15 protein-coding genes are annotated in these 13009 nt (G+C 71.7%); 5 read left to right on the forward strand and 10 right to left on the reverse strand.

From position 1 onward, the window contains the following. The first annotated feature begins 54 nt into the window (after positions 1 to 54). From ACE3QW_RS15250 to ACE3QW_RS15260, 3 genes are all read left to right on the forward strand, one after another. Positions 55 to 819, forward strand: coding sequence for a trypsin-like serine protease (locus ACE3QW_RS15250; RefSeq protein ID WP_374252275.1), 765 nt, complete (start codon positions 55 to 57; stop codon positions 817 to 819). A gap of 1 nt (position 820) precedes the next feature. After that, positions 821 to 1699: a lytic transglycosylase domain-containing protein gene (locus ACE3QW_RS15255; protein WP_374252277.1), complete on the forward strand. Its 879-nt coding sequence runs from the start codon at positions 821 to 823 to the stop codon at positions 1697 to 1699. Between the two features lie 78 nt (positions 1700 to 1777). After that, entirely contained in the window at positions 1778 to 2674 is an 897-nt protein-coding gene (locus tag ACE3QW_RS15260; protein WP_374252279.1) for a GyrI-like domain-containing protein, read from the forward strand. A 165-nt stretch (positions 2675 to 2839) separates the two neighbouring features. Here ACE3QW_RS15260 and ACE3QW_RS15265 read toward each other — a convergent pair whose 3' ends face one another. The 6 genes from ACE3QW_RS15265 to ACE3QW_RS15290 form a co-directional block, all read right to left on the reverse strand. After that, positions 2840 to 4096: a phage major capsid protein gene (locus ACE3QW_RS15265; protein ID WP_374252281.1), complete on the reverse strand. Its 1257-nt coding sequence runs from the start codon at positions 4094 to 4096 to the stop codon at positions 2840 to 2842. 26 nt (positions 4097 to 4122) lie between these two features. Continuing rightward, a complete protein-coding gene (locus tag ACE3QW_RS15270) occupies positions 4123 to 4620 on the reverse strand; it encodes an HK97 family phage prohead protease (protein WP_374252282.1) in 498 nt (165 codons plus the stop codon). A gap of 3 nt (positions 4621 to 4623) precedes the next feature. Then, on the reverse strand, positions 4624 to 4821 hold the full coding sequence (locus tag ACE3QW_RS15275) for a hypothetical protein (RefSeq protein WP_374252283.1): 198 nt from the start codon (positions 4819 to 4821) through the stop codon (positions 4624 to 4626). A gap of 27 nt (positions 4822 to 4848) precedes the next feature. Further along, complete coding sequence (locus ACE3QW_RS15280; RefSeq protein WP_029555135.1) at positions 4849 to 5037, reverse strand: hypothetical protein; 189 nt, start codon at positions 5035 to 5037, stop codon at positions 4849 to 4851. Positions 5038 to 5529: 492 nt separating this feature from the next. Beyond that, entirely contained in the window at positions 5530 to 6693 is a 1164-nt protein-coding gene (locus ACE3QW_RS15285) for a phage portal protein (RefSeq protein WP_374252285.1), read from the reverse strand. 232 nt (positions 6694 to 6925) lie between these two features. Further along, positions 6926 to 7435, reverse strand: coding sequence for an HPP family protein (locus ACE3QW_RS15290; RefSeq protein WP_250168127.1), 510 nt, complete (start codon positions 7433 to 7435; stop codon positions 6926 to 6928). Positions 7436 to 7645: 210 nt separating this feature from the next. Here ACE3QW_RS15290 and ACE3QW_RS15295 point away from each other — a divergent pair, with 210 nt between their 5' ends. Further along, the gene (locus ACE3QW_RS15295) at positions 7646 to 7921 is read left to right on the forward strand and encodes a hypothetical protein (RefSeq protein WP_374252288.1); all 276 of its coding nucleotides are present in this window, start codon (positions 7646 to 7648) and stop codon (positions 7919 to 7921) included. 4 nt (positions 7922 to 7925) lie between these two features. Here the strand turns inward: ACE3QW_RS15295 and ACE3QW_RS15300 are convergent, their stop codons facing one another. The 4 genes from ACE3QW_RS15300 to ACE3QW_RS15315 form a co-directional block, all read right to left on the reverse strand. Beyond that, positions 7926 to 9296, reverse strand: a complete 1371-nt coding sequence (locus tag ACE3QW_RS15300) for a DNA-packaging protein (protein ID WP_374252290.1) — start codon at positions 9294 to 9296, stop codon at positions 7926 to 7928. After that, entirely contained in the window at positions 9202 to 9783 is a 582-nt protein-coding gene (locus ACE3QW_RS15305; RefSeq protein WP_374252292.1) for a hypothetical protein, read from the reverse strand. The genes ACE3QW_RS15300 and ACE3QW_RS15305 overlap by 95 nt, the downstream gene beginning before the upstream one ends. A 378-nt stretch (positions 9784 to 10161) precedes the next feature. Next, positions 10162 to 11097: a diguanylate cyclase gene (locus tag ACE3QW_RS15310; protein WP_374252294.1), complete on the reverse strand. Its 936-nt coding sequence runs from the start codon at positions 11095 to 11097 to the stop codon at positions 10162 to 10164. A gap of 114 nt (positions 11098 to 11211) precedes the next feature. Next, a complete protein-coding gene (locus ACE3QW_RS15315) occupies positions 11212 to 12159 on the reverse strand; it encodes a GGDEF domain-containing protein (protein ID WP_374252296.1) in 948 nt (315 codons plus the stop codon). 165 nt (positions 12160 to 12324) lie between these two features. Here ACE3QW_RS15315 and ACE3QW_RS15320 point away from each other — a divergent pair, with 165 nt between their 5' ends. Then, a complete protein-coding gene (locus ACE3QW_RS15320) occupies positions 12325 to 12996 on the forward strand; it encodes a hypothetical protein (RefSeq protein ID WP_029555143.1) in 672 nt (223 codons plus the stop codon). Positions 12997 to 13009 lie beyond the last annotated feature (13 nt).

The raw sequence follows: 13009 nt of genomic DNA on the forward strand, positions 1-13009 counted from the left end.
TCGCTTGTCCGGGGAACCATTGACGCTTCCGGCCACGGGCGGCAGAAACGGGGGATGAAGCCTTTACGCCTCGTCGCCCCCGCGCCGTTTCTGGCGCTCGCCCTCGCGCTCATCGGCCCGAACGCGGCCCACGCCATCGTTGGCGGAGGGCCGGCGACGGCGGATGTGGCGGCGCAGACGGTGCTCATCGTCTCCACCCGCGGCGCCTCCTGCACCGGCACGGTGCTGGCGCGCGACCTGGTGTTGACGGCGGCGCACTGCGTGGGGCCGAAGGCGGACTATGCGGTGGCCATCATCGGCGATGGCGAGCCCAGGTTGGTGCCGGCGGCGCGCGTGATGGTGCATCCGCGCTTCGACGCCGACCAGTTCCAGACCCGCCGGCCGACGCCGGACCTCGCTTTGGTGAAGCTCGCCGAGCCGTTGCCCGCGCGGTTCCGCGTCGCCCGCCTCGGCGCGGCCACGGGGCTGCCGGAGAAGGGCGTCACCTTTCTGCTCGCCGGCTATGGCGTCACCGCCGACGGCGCCATGAAGAGCGCGGGCACGCTGCGCAGCGTCGCCCTGCCCTCCATCGGCACCACCGGGGGCATCATGGTGCGGCTCTCCGCGCCGGAGGGTGCGGCCGGGGCCTGCACCGGGGATTCCGGCGGGCCGGCCTTCCTCGATGGCGCGGTGGCCGGCGTGGTCGGATGGGCCACCGCCGCGGGCGGCGCGCGCGGCTGCGGCGGCGTCACCGGCGTCACTTTGGTGTCTCTGCATCGCGACTGGATCATGGCCACGGCGAAGGCCCTGGGGAGCCCCCTCCCCGCCACCGGGCTCTGACATGCGCTCCGCCGCCCTGCATCACGCATGGTGCGGCGGCGTCGTCCTGCTCGCGCTCGCGGCGCCCGCCAATACACAGGCCCTTGCCCAATCGCCCGGCGGCGAAACCGTGGATCACGCCATCTGCCGCCTCATCGATGGGGCGGCGGCGAAGGAGGGGCTGCCCGCCGCCTTCCTCACCCGCCTCATCTGGCAGGAAAGCTCGTTCCGCTCCGATGTGGTGAGCCGCGCCGGCGCGCAGGGCATCGCCCAGTTCATGCCGGGCACGGCGAAGGAGCGCGGGCTCCTCGATCCGTTCGATCCGGAAGCGGCGATCCCGGCCTCCGCCGCGCTGATTGCCGATCTCAACCGGCGGTTCGGCAATCTCGGCCTCGCGGCGGCGGCCTACAATGCCGGGCCGGGGCGGGTGAACGGGTTTCTGGCCGGCGGCGGCCTGCCCAACGAGACGCGCGCCTATGTGCGCATCATCACCGGCCGCACGGCGGAGGATTGGGCCGGGCTGAAGAAGCAGGGCACGGCCGCCTTCGGCCCGGCGGATTTCCCGCCCGACCCCTGCCTCGCCACCGTCGCCTCATTGCGCAAGGGCGCGCCGGCCCCCGCCGCCGGCCAGCCGGCGAATGCGCTGTTCGCGCCCTGGGGCGTGCAGATCTCCGGCAATTATTCGCGCGACATCGCCCTCGCCTCCTTCCGGCGCGAGGCGGCGCGGGCGCCGCAGGTGTTCGCGGATCTCACGCCGGTCATCATCTCCACCCGCGTGGGCGGGCGCGGCCCGCGTACCTTCTATCGCGTGCGCCTGCCGGCCCAGTCCAAGGCCGAGGGCATGAAGATGTGCGACCGCCTCCGCAAGGCCGGCGGCGCCTGCCTGGTGCTGCCCAACTGAGGGCGAAGAACAGCAGGATCGGTCGAGCGCGCGCCGCCGCGACGCGGTTCACTGGCGGAGCCATCAGGGAAGGAGCCAATGACCAACGCCGCACGCGAGCGCTACCGGGCGAGGATGCAGCGGGTGCTGGACCACATCGACCGGCATCTCGATCAGGATCTCGGCCTTGAGGCGCTCAGCGCCGTCGCGGCCTTCTCGCAGGCTCACTTTCACCGGCAGTTCACCGCCACGTTCGGTGTCACCGTGCACCGCTATGTCCAGCTCGCCCGCCTGAGGCGAGCCTCGTATCAGCTCGCCTTCCGGACGGGGGCCAGCGTGACCGAGGTCGCCCTGGACGCCGGCTACGATGCGCCCGACGCCTTCGCCCGCGCCTTCCGGCAGCGGTTCGACCAGTCGCCTTCGGCGTTCCGGACATCGCCCGCGTGGGAACCGTGGCTTGCGGCCTGCGCGCCGCTCACCAACGCAAGGACCCTGCGCATGACCACCTGGACCACCACAGACGTCGAAGTTCGCGACTTTCCCGCCACCCCGGTCGCGGTCATGACCCACCGGGGCGATCCGGCCGCGGTCTACGACACCGTCCGACGCTTCATCGAATGGCGGCGTGCGGCGGGGCTCGGGCGCGGCGTCGCCGCGACCTTCACGGTGTTCCACAGCGACCCGCGCACGACGCCCCCGGAAGACTTCCGCCTCGACCTGTGCGCCGCCAGCGACCGGCCCATCCCGGACACGGCGCAAGGCGTCACCGCCGGCCTCATCCCCGCCGGCCGCTGCGCGGTGCTCCGCGTCATCGGCCACAGCGAGGATCTGGAGCCCGCGGCGCTGTTTCTCTATCGCGACTGGCTGCCGGACAGCGGCGAGGAGGCGGGAGACTTCCCGCTGTTCTGCCAGAGGCTGAGCTTCTTCCCCGACGTGCCGGAGCACGAGACCGTCACCGACCTGTTCCTGCCCCTCAGGTCGCCCCCGGCCGGCTGAGGCGTGGGACACCGCAGGTGGAGCGCTGGGCCGCGGCCCGGCGCAAGAGATGACCGAAGGCGCTTCCGTATAGAGCGCCCTCGGCATTGTCCGCTGCGCGGGGGATTTGCGCTGGTCCCCGGATCGGCGCTCCGGCTCACGCCGTCGCTGGTCCGGGGAACAGGCTCAGCTCGCGGCGAACTTCAGCAGCTTGGCGGCCTCGAAGTTCTGCACGCCGCCGCCCACGCGCTTCGTCGTGTAGAACAGCACGTAGGGCTTGGCGGAATAGGGATCGCGCAGCACCCGCACCCCGGCGCGGTCCACCACCAGGTAGAAGCGGCGGAAGTCGCCGAAGGCGATGGCGAAGGCGTCGGCCGCCATGTCGGGCATGGCCTCGCTCTCGGCCACCGGGAAGCCGAGGAGGCTCGCCGGCTGGCCCACCCCCGCGGGGGGCGACCAGAGGTAGTTGCCGTTCTCATCCTTCAGCTTGCGCACGGACCCTTGGGTCTTCCGGTTCATCACGAAGGTGGCGTTCTGGCGGTATCCGCCCTTCAGCGCATAGACGAGATCGAGGAGTGGATCGGCCGGCGTCGCGGAGGGGAAGGCGCCGGCGGCGCCGGTCGCCACATAGCCCACCTTGTCCCACGCCCAGGCGCTTTCGGCGACCTTGGTGTAGGCGAGGAAGCCCTTGGGCTTGGCGACGCCATCGCCGGTGACGAAGGCGGTGCCCTCCTGCTCGGCGAAGGCCGCGTCCACCTCCTGCGCCAGCCACTCCTCGATGTTCACCTGCGCATCGTCCAGCAGCGCCTGCGTCGCCGCCGGCATGGCGTAAAGCTCCATGGCGGGGAAGGCGAGCTCGGCGAGGACCGGGCTGTCGGTCTGCGGGCGGGCGGCGGTCTCGGCCGCCCAGCCGGAGGCCGGACCGGAGGTCATGAAGGGCTTGCGATAGGTGCCCGCGCCGATCACCCGCACCGAGGCGAGCGCGCGGATGGGCGAGAGGGCGGCAAGGCGCCGGCCGATCTCCTGCTCCGCCTCATAGGGCACGAGATAGCCGCCGTCCGCACCGGAGCCGGCGGAGAGCGCCTTCGCCTCCAGCGCCTTCAGGCCACCGGCCTCGCCATGGCGGGCATAGGTGTCGAAGGCCGCGCCATGCTGGGAGGCATCGGCCGTGCGCTCGGGCGCGGCGCCCAGCGCCGGGCGGCGGGCCTTGGTGGCGAGGGCATCGAGCCGCGCCTGGTGGGCGTCGAGGGCCGCATCGATGCGGGCGAGCTGCTCGGTGGTGAGCACGTCGGCGCCGCGCCGCTCCATCTGGGCAAGGCGCGCGTCGTTGGTCTCCTTGTAGACCTCGAAGGCGGACAGGAAATCGGCGACCGCGATGCGCTGCTCGGCGCCGGCCACCTTGGTCTCGGGCGCGCCCGAATGGGCGTCAATGTTGAGCGACATGGGAAGAACCTTCTGTTGAGCGGAGATCAGGCGCCGGCGGCGGCGCGCAGGCGGGCAGCAGCGGCGGTGAGCAAAGCGGCCGGGGACGGGGCCGGACGCCGGATCCGGGCGTCTGGCTGCATGGGGAAGGTGACGACCGACACCTCCCACAGATCGATGCGGGCGATGCGGCGCAGCCGCGTGCGCGGATCGGTCCGCGCCGTCACCGCCTTGAAGCCGATGGAGAGGCCGTCGAGCGCGCCGTCGCGGATCAGCGCCGCCACCTCCCGCGCGCGGGCGACAAAGGGCGAGAGCCGGCCGCGCACGTAGAGGCCGCGCCCGTCCTCGATCAGGTCGGTCCACACGCCGATGGGCTCGGCCGGATCGTGCTGGTAGAGCATGCGCACGCCGCCCGCGCCCTGGCGGGCCAGGCTCGCCGCGAAGGCGCCGCGCTCGACGAGATCGCGGCCGAGGTCCGGCACGTCGAACAGGCAGGCATAGCCCTCGATGGCGTAGCCGTCGGTTTGGGGGTCGGACACGGCCATCGCTCAGGCGCCCCCCGCGGGCGGTGCGGGCTTCTTGCGGCGGCGGCTCTTCTCGATGCGCTCCAGCGTCGCCACGAACTCGCGGAAGACCGTGCCGGCAGCGGCCGGAGCGGCCGGCGGCGTGGCGCGGGCCTTGGTTTTGGGTCCGCCGGTGAGCGCGCGGATGCGCGGCGCGGACGCCTTCTGGAATGGCGATCGCATGGGTGTCTCCGAGGATGTGTTGGGGGGTCAGGAGAGGTCGTCGAACCGCGCGTTGAAGCGGGCCAGCTCGCGCACCAGCGCGTCCATCCGCGCATTGGCGCGGGCCAGCTCGGTGAGCGTCCGCCACAGCCCGGCGGTGGCCGCCAGCGCCCACAGCAGCAGCGCCAGATGCGCGAGATCGCCCCGCTCGGCGAAGGTGCGGATGAGGGTGTCCATGGGGGGCTCTTTTGGCCGGAAAGGCGAAGGACGGATGTCGGGGGCGACGCACCTCCCCTCTCCCCTTGCGGGAGAGGGGCCGGGGGTGAGGGGGGAGGCGGCGCCGGCCAACCTGATGCCCGAGCAAACGGCAAGAAAACCCCTCACCCCAACCCTCTCCCGCAAGGGGAGAGGGAGGCCTTTCCGGCGAGGACGGCGCGGAGCGAAGGCGGCAACGGCCCTCGCGCCCCGGACGCATGGAGCGCCAGCGGAATGCGCGCCGGGGCCCAGCGCAAGGGACCGCCGAAGGCGCTGCTTGAACGCCCTCTCCCCTTGCGGGAGAGGGTTGGGGTGAGGGGTGTGTCGCCTTTTGCCCGAAGGTTGGGATTACGACGCCAGCCCCCACACCCCCGGCCCCTCTCCCGCGAGGGGAGAGGGGAGAACGGCGCGCTCGCCCCCGGATCAGCGGGGAGCGGAGCGATAAAAGCGCTGCGCAGAATTTCGAGCGGCGCCCTACCCCTGATACCCCACCGCCGCCCGCTTCTCCGCATCCGTCAAAAAGTCCGCCGCGCCCACGCGCGCCCAAAGTTCCGAGCGCTCGGCGCTGAGCGCTTCGATCTGGTCGAGGTCGGGCACCAGGCTCAGGCCGCCGCCGAAGGCCGGGGCGAGCCACAGAGCGAGGGCGTCGCAGACGCGGCGCACCAGCGGCACCACGCTCTGGCGCCACAGGGCGCGGTTGGCTTCGGCATAGTTGGCATAGGTGTTGTCGCCGGGGATGCCCAGCAGCATGGGCGGCACGCCCACGGCCAACGCGATCTCCCGCGCGGCGGAATTGCGGGCGGCTTCGAAGTCCATGTCCTTGGGCGAGAGGGAGAGCGGGCGCCAGTCCAGCCCGCCCTCCAGCAGCAGCGGGCGGCCGGCATTCACCGCGCCCTGGAAAGAGGCTTCCAGCTCGCCCTTCAGCCGCTCGAACTGCTCCTCGGTGAGCGCGCCCGTGCCGCCATAGACGAGGGCGCCGGAGGGCCGGGCGGCGTTGTCGATGAGCGCCTTGTTCCAGGCGCTCGCCGCATTGTGGAGATCGAGCGCCTGCGCCGCCGCCTCCAAAGGGGCGAAGCCGTAGTGGTCGTCCAGCGGGTTGAAGGCGGAGAGGTGCAGGATGGGCGGCACGTCGGCGCCGGGCACCAAAGTGTCCTGCGCGATGCGCACGGTCTCGGCGCCCAGGGTGTAGTCGAACGCCTCGGGCCAGCCGTCCGGCCCCGGCACCACGCGCACCCGGTCCGGGCGCAGCAGATGCAGCTCGCGCACCGCGCCCTCCAGGGCCACCGCCTCCACATAGGCGTTGCCGGCCACGAGGAGATGGCAGCCGATGGCCTCGAACAGCGCCGCGCGGGTGAGGCGCGGGTTGGGCCGGGCGAGGAGATCGAGGAAGGGGTGGGTGTCGTGCTCGCGCCCGTTCACGGTGAGCACCAGAGGCACGGTGGCCGCCGCCTCGCCGATGAGCCGCACGGCGCGATAGGCGATGGCATTGCGGGCATAGCCCTCGCGGGCCAGCGAAGCGTAGTTGCGCGGCGTCCAGCGCGGCCGGCCGGCGGAGAGCAGAGCGATGAGGCGTCCGGTGCGGCTCGCCTTCGCCTCCTCGGGCGCACGGCGGAAGGGGGCAAGCAGGCTGGCCAGCATGAGGGGGCTCCGAAATGAAAACGGCCGCCCCCTGAGGCCGCTCATTCCAGCAGATCGGGGCTTCTGCGGGAGGTGCGGATCAAGGAGCGGCCGGAGGGTGCAAACCGGCGAACCGGCTGCAGGCCACAGGATGCGCCGGCGCGGCGGCCGGCGTTAAAGCGTGCGGAACGACGAACCGGCCCCAGCCGGCGCGGCAGCAGGGCGTCAGCCCGCCCGGCGCGGCGACAGGGCTTTAGCCCGCCCGGCGAGGGTATTCGTGATGGCGCGGCGGCAGCCGGTGATAGAGGCTCGCCACCGCCACGAGGCAGACGGCGCCCGCAATCACGATGCCGGACAGTTCGAACGGATCGATGGGCGAGGCCGCCATCAGCACCGGCACGGCGCCGGCGGGCGGATGCGACACGCGCAGCAGCAGCATGGCGAGGATGGCAAGGCCCACCCCCAGCGCCGCCGCCCACCAGGCGCCGGGAAACAGCAGCGCAAAGACGATGCCCACCGTGACCGACAGGGCATAGCCGCCAATGACATTGGCCGGCTGCGCCAAAGGCGAAGAGGGATGGCCGAACAGCAGCACCGCGCTCGCGCCGAACGGCGCGATGAGCAGCGGCAGGCTGGTGAAGGCCGCGGCGCCACCGACAAGGCCCATGCCCAGCATGCCGCCCGCGCCGGACTTCAGCCCGACCTGGACGGAGCCGCAATGGGGCTCATGACGTGCGAAAAATGCTTTCCAATGATGTCTCATGGCTCCAGACGGGGCAGAGAGGGCCAAGGGAAGGCAAATGTCTGCACACAACGCTGTCATGCAGCCTCATTTGTAGGCACATGATGGACGTATTCTGGATGCCACGCAAGCGTCGTCACCGGAAAGGCGCCAACAAACCGGTTCGCGCTGGGGCAGCACAGGCGTAGAATGATTGCGGGCCGTGGGTTGGGAGCAGATCGGGAGGGCGTCATGCTCTATGCCCTGGTCCTCATCGTCACGACCACCACGGTCCAGCCCGCGGCGGCATCCGCCATGGGCTATGCGGGCGGCTCCTATGCCGGCGCCCGGCTCGTCACCACCGAGACCTCGCAGCAGATCGTCGGCTATTTCCGCAGCGAACGCGGCTGCCTCGGCGCCAGCCTGAAACGCAACGAGCGATGGCCGGACTTCGCGCCCGGCCAGAGCGTCACCGGCCTGTGCGTGCAGGTGGAGATCCCCGTCGGCGGCGTCGTGGTCGGAAGCTGACGGCCTAAAGCCCCCGCACGCGCGGCGCGCCGGCCTTCGGGCCGAACGCCAGCGCCGTCACCGCCCACACCAGCGCATCGAGCCGGTCGGGCGAGCGGCCGGAGGAGAGGCCGTCGGTGCCGAAGTCGCACATCTCGTCCTCCAGCTCCGGGAAGGCGCCGGCGTGGCGGACGCGGGCCTGCTCGTAGAGGGCGGCCACCGGCTCGGCGCGCAGGAATTTGCCGCGCGTGGCGCGCACCTGCTCCACAGGAACGGCGGGGTCCACCTCGGCGATGACGGCGCGCACCATCTCACCGCCCTGGTTCACCTCGGCGACGATGCGGTCGGCGGAAAAGCGGTGAAACAGCGCCACCGCCTTCGCCGCCCATTGGGCCGGGCGCAGGCCCTGCTCGGTGGCATCCGCCAGCACATGCACCACCCCCGCCGCATCCACTCCCGCCGCCACGAGGCCGCAGGAATCGGCGCCGGCGCGGGAGGAGGCGGGCGGGTCCACTGCCACGACGATGCGGGCGAGCGGCGGGGCCTCGGCCTCGCGCAGCGCCTCCAACTGGGGGCGGGAGAACAGCGCGTCGGACCGGTCCTCGATGATCTCGCCATCCAGCTCCTGCCGGCCGAGGCGGGTGCCGCCGTAGCGGGACATCACCTGCCCGAGGAAGGTGGGGGCGAGGTGGAAGGCATTGTCCGCCGTCTTCGCCCGGCTCACCGCGGTCGCGGGGTCGGCCAGGAGACGGCGCAGCAGCGCGGTGGGGCGCGGCGTGGTCGTCACCATCTGGCGGGGATGGGCGCCGAGGCGCAGCGCGAACTGCAGCATGTCAAAAGTCGCCTCGCCGCGCTTCCACTTGGCCAGTTCGTCCAGCCAGGCGGCGGCGAATTGCGGGCCGCGCAGGCTTTCCGGGTCCTCGGCCGAAAACCCCTGCGCCACCGCGCCATTGGGCCAGACGAGGCGGCGGCGGGTGGGCTCCCAGCGCGGACGCTCGCCGCGCGGGTGGACGGCGAGAACGCCGGAGACGCCCTCCACCATCACCTCGCGCACATCGGCCATGGTCTCGGCGATGAGCGCGATGGGGCTCACCGGCGCCACCGCGAAGGGGGCGGTGCCGGAGGCGAGGCCGCGCACCCATTCGGCGCCGGCCCGCGTCTTGCCGGCCCCGCGCCCGCCCAGCACCAGCCAGGTGAACCACGCCCCGCCGCCCTGGGCTTCCAGAGGCGGAAGCTGGTCCGGCCGCGCCCACAGGGCCCAGTCGGCGAGGAGGCGGCCGGCATCTTCCTCGGGCAGGCTTTCAAGAAGCGTCCGGGCCGTCCCCTTCTTCGCGCAGGCGATCAAGGCGGCGCGCAAGCTCGCGGCGGAAGGTGTCGAGGTCGCGGACGGTTCCATCTTGGTCCTTCGCCTTGCGCCGTTTGCGGGCCTCCGCTTCCAGGGCGGTCAGTTCGCGCAGGGTCCGCGCCAGCACGGCCAGCGCCCGGGCGTCCTTCTCGGGTTCGGGGCGCGGCGCCTCGGAGGGGTCGGCGACGCGGGCGAGGCGGTCCTCGATCTCGTTGATCTGCCGCTCCGCCGCCCGCCACAGCCGCTTGAGCAGGCCGCGCCGGTCCTGCTTGCCGGAGGCGTGCGCAGGGGCCTTGGCGGTGCGCGCCTTCGCCGGCTGGCCGCCCACGGGGTGGGCGGTGCGGCGCGGCACGGGATTGAAGAGGAAGGTGCCGTCCGGCCCCATCTCGCGGTCGATCCAGTAATAGACGCCAGCGCTGGAGAGGCCGGTCTGCCGGCGGATCTCCGCCATGCTGGCCCCCTCCAGATAAAGCCGCCGCGCCAGCGCCCCCCGCGCCGGACGCGCGGACGGCACGGCGCTGCCGTGAGGCTGCTCCATGGCTGGACCTCTGAGGTGAGGAGGAAAGGAAGAGGCGCTGGTGAATGAGGAGGCCAGGCTGCGGAGAGGGCACGCCCCCTCACCGCCGTCGCCGCTCTCATTCCCCGGACAAGCGACGGCGTAGCCGGAGCGCTGATCCGGGGGCCAGCGCAAAGATTCCGCGCCGCGGGGCAATGCCCCGGAGCGCGGGATGAGGAAGCGCCTGCGGCGGACTTGTGCGCTGGGCCCCGGCTCGCATTCCGCTGCGCTGCATGCGTCCGGGGCGCGAGGGCAGTTCGTCGCCCCGGCATCGGCCGTCAGGCACACCTCTCGAACTTGGGGAAAAGATACCCAGGCAGCGCACCGCTGTCAAGGACTAAAATCCCAAAAATCTCCCCCTCACCCCAGCATCACCCGGTCCCGTCCCGCCAGCTTCGCCAGATAGAGCGCGCGATCGGCGCGGCCGTAGGCGTCGGAGAAGGTGTCGCCGGGGGGTGTGAAGGTGAGGCCGGCGGAGAAGGTGTAGGTGAAATCAGGGACATCCGGCAGCGGGCGGGATGCGCGGACGCGGGCGAGGAGGTCGGCGACGCGGTGCTCGGCCTCCGCGAGGTCGGTCTGCGGCAGCACCAGCACGAATTCCTCGCCGCCCACCCGGCCGAAGCAGTCGGAGCGGCGGATGGCGCCGGCCATCAGGGCACAGAAGGCCCGCAGCAGCACATCGCCGGTCTGGTGGCCGAAGCGGTCGTTCACGTGCTTGAAATTGTCGAGATCGATGACGCAGAGCGTGCCGCCGGGGCCTTGCGGCGCCATCATCTCGTTGGCGCGGTGGATGGCGAAGCGGCGGTTGGCGACGCCGGTCAGCTCGTCCGTGTGGGCGGCGCGCAGCGCATGGTCGCGGGCCTGCCTTATGTCGCGCGTGTCGACGCGGAAGGCGGTGACGTCCACCCCCACGGTCAGCATCCAGCCGTCCGCGTCCATGGTCTCGTTCACCAGCAGCCAGCGGCCATCCCTGAGATCGCTCTCGAAGCTGCGGAAGCGCACCTTGCCGCGGCGCGACTTGGCGGAGGCGAGCCAAGTCTCGAAATCATCAGCCGTGATGTTGATGCCGTGCCCCGACGCATGGCTGCGCCGGACCATTTCCTCCCAGGTGGGGAAATCGCCCTCCGGAAGCCCGAAGGTGGCACGGTAGGCCGGGTTGGTGTAGCGCAGCCGGTCGGTGTGATCGTAAAGACCGACAAGCAGCGGCGTCGCCTCGTAGAGGGTGCGGAGGCGGGTCAGGAGGCCGGGCACGCCGTCTTCGGCGCCCGCGTTTCCGAAGTCACGGATGTCGAACATGGCCCGGCCGAGCATACCGTAAGTGGAGGCGCGCCGGGCAGTGGTTTTGTAGCACCTGCCTCCTGCTTTCGGGTGAGACGACGGCGCGCGCCCGGCGCGGTCGCGTCCCCTGCCCTAGCCCAGCGCCGCCATGACCGCGGGCGGCGCCTCGCCGTCCACCTGGATGCGGTTGCGGCCGCTCATCTTGGCCATGTAGAGCGCGCGGTCGGCGCGGCCGTAGAGATCGGTGAAGGTGGTGCCCGGCCCGCCCGTGGCGATGCCGGCGGAGAAGGTGTAGGCGAAGTCCGGCCATTGCGGCAGCGGCCGCGACTGGCGCACCAGCGAGAGCATCCGCTCGACGATGAGCACCGCCTCCTCCGCCGCGGTCTGCGGCAGCACCAGCACGAACTCCTCGCCGCCGATCCGCCCGAAGCAGTCCTTGCGGCGGATGAGGCCGTTGATGCGGGCGGCGAAGTCGCGCAGCACCGCATCACCCGCGAGGTGGCCGACCAAGTCGTTGATATATTTGAAATTATCGAGGTCCAGCACGCACAGCGCCCCGCCCAGGGCGCCGGGCGAGAGCATGTCGTCCACCCGCGCGGTGATGAAGCGGCGGTTGGCGATGCCGGTGAGATCGTCGGTCTGCGCTTCCTTGATGGCGCGGTCGCGGGCCTGCCGCACATCCCGCCCGTCCTCCCTCAAGGCGGTGATGTCGCTGGCGATGCACAGCATCCATCCCGAGGCGGAGACGCCCTCCGTCATCAGCAGCCAGCGGCCATCGTAAAGGTCGGTCTCGAACGCCCGGTAGGGCACCTTGCCGCGGCGCGAGGAGGTGGAGACCAGCCAGGCGTCGAAATCGGGGGCGGCGATGACGGTGCCCCGCCGCTCGGCATGGTTGCGGCGCATGATCTCCGCCCAGGTCACCTCCTCGCCCGGCGCCAGGAAGAAGGCGGAGCGGAACGCGGCGTTGGCATAGCGCAGCCGATCGAAGGAATCATAAGCCGCCACCAGCACTTGCGTGGCGTCGTAGAGGGCAGCGAGCTGGTCGGGGACAAGGATCATGCCAAGGACATTATACGTCATGCGTGTCTGTTTGGGCACGTACAGATCGGCCGCATGGCGCGTGCTGCTGTCTCAGCTGGCGGGTGGGCCGGGTCGGCGGCAACGGCCGCCATGGAAAGCGGCTTCGCGCTGCGGTATGGAGAGGGGTGGCGCGCTGGCGCGTCGCTCTGGAGGGTGCGCGATCCCATGTTTCCGCCCGGCTTCCCGTCCGGCCTGCCGCTACTGGTGCCGCTGATGCTGGCCGCCTGCCTGATGGTGCCGGCCCACGCGCTGGAGGCCCAGTGGCCGGACACCGCCTCCGCCCGCCAGCAGGCGCAGGAGCTGGTGGAGGCGCTGAACGCCGACCTCCTCGCCCATCCGAGCGCCACCGCCACGCTGGAGCGCTGGTGCGCCACCCGGGGCATCTCCGATCCGTCCAAGGTGGTGGCCGAGCGGGTCTACGAGCGGGAGGGCGCCGCCCCCCCGGAGGTGCGCGCTCTGCTCGGCGCCGGACCCGACACGCCGGTGCGGCATCGCCGGGTGCGGCTGGTGTGCGGACCCACGGTTTTGTCGGAGGCGGATAACTTTTATCTGCCGGAAAAGCTGACCCCCGACATGAACCAGGTGCTGGACACCACCGATACCCCGTTCGGCAAGGTGGTGAAACCGCTCGATTTCCGGCGCAAAACCCTCGATTCCACAGTCCTGTGGATGCCGGCGGACGAGACCGGCTTCAAGCCCGCCCCCGGTGCCGCGCTGCCCCTGCCGGCCTTCGTGCTGAGCCACCGGGCGGTGCTGACCCTGCCCGACGGCACCCCCTTCAGCGCCCTGATCGAGCGCTATACGGCCGGCATCCTCGGCCCCCCGCCGTCGCGCTGAAGCGCCTCGCCGG

It is taken from the genome of Xanthobacter sp., assembly GCF_041911315.1.
GTDB classification, from domain to species: domain Bacteria; phylum Pseudomonadota; class Alphaproteobacteria; order Rhizobiales; family Xanthobacteraceae; genus Xanthobacter; species Xanthobacter aminoxidans.